Source organism: Pseudomonas sp. DE0157 (assembly GCF_007678615.1).
GTDB classification, from domain to species: Bacteria; Pseudomonadota; Gammaproteobacteria; order Pseudomonadales; family Pseudomonadaceae; genus Aquipseudomonas; species Aquipseudomonas parafulva_B.
Genome location: NZ_VEJN01000030.1, coordinates 1 through 2990, shown reverse-complemented (window position 1 = coordinate 2990; position 2990 = coordinate 1). Strand labels below are relative to the sequence as shown.

General features: G+C 57.0%; 4 protein-coding genes and 3 tRNA genes. All 7 read left to right on the top strand.

The window, feature by feature from the left end; translation table 11 throughout:
• The first annotated feature begins 249 nt into the window (after positions 1-249).
• On the top strand, positions 250-1209 hold the full coding sequence (gene birA / locus FS777_RS21165) for a bifunctional biotin--[acetyl-CoA-carboxylase] ligase/biotin operon repressor BirA (protein ID WP_078479460.1): 960 nt from the start codon (positions 250-252) through the stop codon (positions 1207-1209).
• Complete coding sequence (locus FS777_RS21160) at positions 1199-1948, top strand: pantothenate kinase (RefSeq protein WP_058606176.1); 750 nt, start codon at positions 1199-1201, stop codon at positions 1946-1948. Before birA ends, FS777_RS21160 begins: the two co-directional genes overlap by 11 nt.
• A gap of 7 nt (positions 1949-1955) precedes the next feature.
• Positions 1956-2381, top strand: a complete 426-nt coding sequence (locus FS777_RS21155) for a hypothetical protein (protein ID WP_145257562.1) — start codon at positions 1956-1958, stop codon at positions 2379-2381.
• A gap of 152 nt (positions 2382-2533) precedes the next feature.
• A tRNA-Tyr gene (locus FS777_RS21150) sits at positions 2534-2617 on the top strand.
• A 24-nt stretch (positions 2618-2641) separates the two neighbouring features.
• Positions 2642-2715: transfer RNA gene (locus tag FS777_RS21145), tRNA-Gly, on the top strand.
• 29 nt (positions 2716-2744) lie between these two features.
• Positions 2745-2820 (top strand) — tRNA-Thr (locus FS777_RS21140).
• A 78-nt stretch (positions 2821-2898) separates the two neighbouring features.
• A partial coding sequence (locus FS777_RS21135; RefSeq protein ID WP_145257526.1) for a GTP-binding protein occupies positions 2899-2990 on the top strand: 92 nt, incomplete at its 3' end.

Genomic DNA, 2990 nt, shown 5'->3' with positions numbered 1-2990 from the left:
TGTGAGAGTAGGTCATCGTCAAGATTCATTTCGCAAAACCCCTATCTGCGTATGCAGGTAGGGGTTTTGTCTTTGGGCGTCAAATAAGCCGGTCGGCATTGCACCTGTGGAAGCCCCGAGGGTTGGCGGCCTGGTATCTGAGCCGGACCGGTGCAACGTACCCCCCCCAATCTCAATCGCAGGTCCTTGTCCTATGCAAGGCAATCCCCCATGGCTATCATGCCAGCCTCATTCGAAGTCGAGACGCGCATGCTGAAGTTGTTGAATCTCCTCAAGGATGGCCGATTCCATTCCGGAGAAGCTCTGGGGGCGGCTCTGGGCGTCAGTCGCAGTGCGGTGTGGAAGCAGCTGCAGCACCTGGAAAGCGAGCTAAACCTCAGTATCCATAAGGTACGTGGACGCGGCTATCAGCTAGCCTCACCGTTGGTGCTGCTGGACAATGCTGCGATCGCAGGATACGCGGAGGCGGCAGCCTGGCCCACATTCATCCATGAGTCGATCGACTCGACCAATGCTGAAGGTATGCGCTTGGCGGCGGCAGGACAGCCAGCGCCCTTCGTCGTCTTGGCGGAGCAGCAGACTGCGGGTCGCGGGAGACGCGGCCGGCAATGGATCAGCCCTTTCGCGCAAAACCTTTACTTCAGTCTGGTGCTGCGCATTGATGGCGGCATGCGCCAGCTTGAGGGCCTGAGCCTGGTCGTGGGGTTGGCGGTCATGCGCACATTGCAGGCATTCGGGGTAAGGAATGTAGGCTTGAAGTGGCCTAACGACGTGCTGGTCGATGGTCACAAGGTCACCGGCATCTTGCTCGAGTTGATCGGTGATCCGGCAGACGTATGCCATGTGGTGCTGGGCATTGGCATAAACGTAAATATGCAGGCCAATGCGCAGGTGGATCAACGATGGACATCCATGCGTCGAGAATTGGGGGCGCCTGTAGACCGCAATCATTTAGTGGCGGTGCTGAGCCACCACTTGGAGCATGAGCTGGGGCGTCACCGCCGATATGGGTTCGCGGCTTTCCAGGAAGAATGGGAGCAAGCGCATCTCTGGCAGGGGCGCAATGTCACGCTCATTGCCGGAGCCACCCAGGTACAAGGCGTAGTCGCGGGCGTGGACGGGCAGGGCGGTTTGCGCATGTGTGTAGATGGCGTGGAGAGAGTTTTCAGCGGCGGCGAGCTTAGTTTGAGGTTGAGTGATGATTCTTGAGCTCGATTGCGGTAACAGCTTCATCAAGTGGCGGGTAATTCACGTTCACGACGCAATGATCGTGGGTGGCGGAATCGTGGATTCCGACCAGACACTCATGGACCAGATCAGAGCGCTGGCATGCGTGCAGGTTACGGCTTGCCGTATCGTCAGTGTGCGCAGTGAAGAAGAAACCGACGCTTTGACGTCACTGATTGCTCAAGTGTTTGCCGTCCAGGCACAGGTCGCACGGTCAGCGCCGGAGATGGCGGGCGTGCGCAACGGCTATGAGGACTATCAGCGCCTTGGTATGGATCGTTGGCTGGCGACGCTGGGCGCATTTCACTTGGCCAAGGGCGCTTGCCTCGTCATTGATCTGGGCACTGCGGCCAAAGCGGACTTCGTGGCGGCCAATGGGGAGCATCTCGGCGGCTATATCTGTCCAGGCATGCCTCTGATGCGCAGCCAACTGCGCACGCACACGCGGCGTATTCGCTATGACGATGCGTCTGCCGAGCGTGCACTGGTCAGCTTGGCTCCGGGTCGCTCAACGGTGGAGGCGGTCGAACGAGGCTGCGTGCTGATGCTGCAAGGCTTCGTGCGCACACAAGTTGAGCAAGCGCGTGAGATGTGGGGCGAGGATTTTGCTGTGTTCCTGACGGGAGGGGATGCCCCGCTGGTCAAGGACTCGTTGCCTGACGCGCGTGTAGTGCCCGACTTGGTCTTTGTAGGCCTGGCCATGGCCTGCCCATTGAATTGAGGTGCCTATGCGCTGGTTGTTCTTGTTGCTGCTGATCCTCAATGGTGTGTACTACGTCTGGAATCAGCAGGAGGCACCACTTAAGGTCAAGGATGTCACGCCGCTTTCGCTTTATAAAGGCAGTCAGCAGGACATTCGCCTGTTGCGGGAAGCGGGAGTGGCGCCACCTGATCGGCGTCGCGAAGAGTGCCTCATCGTTGGAGGCGCAATGACGACCGAGGTGCTCGAGTCGCTTCGTCAGCGGCTGACGAGTCTGGACATCGCCACGGCTCCAGTCCGTGGGCAGGTCGCAGGTGCCCAGGGGCGTTGGCTCAAAGTAGAGCCTGAAAGTGAACGCTTGTTGGACCCAGCGGCCCTTGACGCGCTTTCCAATGATTTCAAAGACTTAAAACATCAAATTATTTTCTGCCAGGGTATTGCAACTGGTGAATAGCTTGATAGAATGGCGCCCGCTTCGCAGGGAACACCACTCAGGTGGTTGAATTGCAAGCCGTGTCACTGCAGCTAAGTTTCAGATTTGATTGAAAAAATTTGAAAAAGCGCTTGACACCAGGACGGCAGATCAATAAAATGCCGGCCACATCTGGAGGGATTCCCGAGCGGCCAAAGGGGACGGACTGTAAATCCGTTGCGAGAGCTTCGAAGGTTCGAATCCTTCTCCCTCCACCAGTTTTAGCGAGAGCCGCAAGCCTCGCGGGTATAGTTTAGTGGTAGAACCTCAGCCTTCCAAGCTGATGATGCGGGTTCGATTCCCGCTACCCGCTCCAAGTTTGCTGGTTATTGCATAACGTGTTTTGCTCTTGTAGCTCAGTTGGTAGAGCACACCCTTGGTAAGGGTGAGGTCAGCGGTTCAAGTCCGCTCAAGAGCTCCATATAAACAAGGCAGATATGAAAATATCTGCCTTTGTTTTATCAGCGCAAGACTATTTCTTCTGCGGAGGATTGTATCGATGGCTAAGGAAAAGTTTGATCGTACCCTTCCCCACGTTAACGTCGGCACTATCGGCCACGTTGACCACGGTAAGACCACTCTGACCGCAGC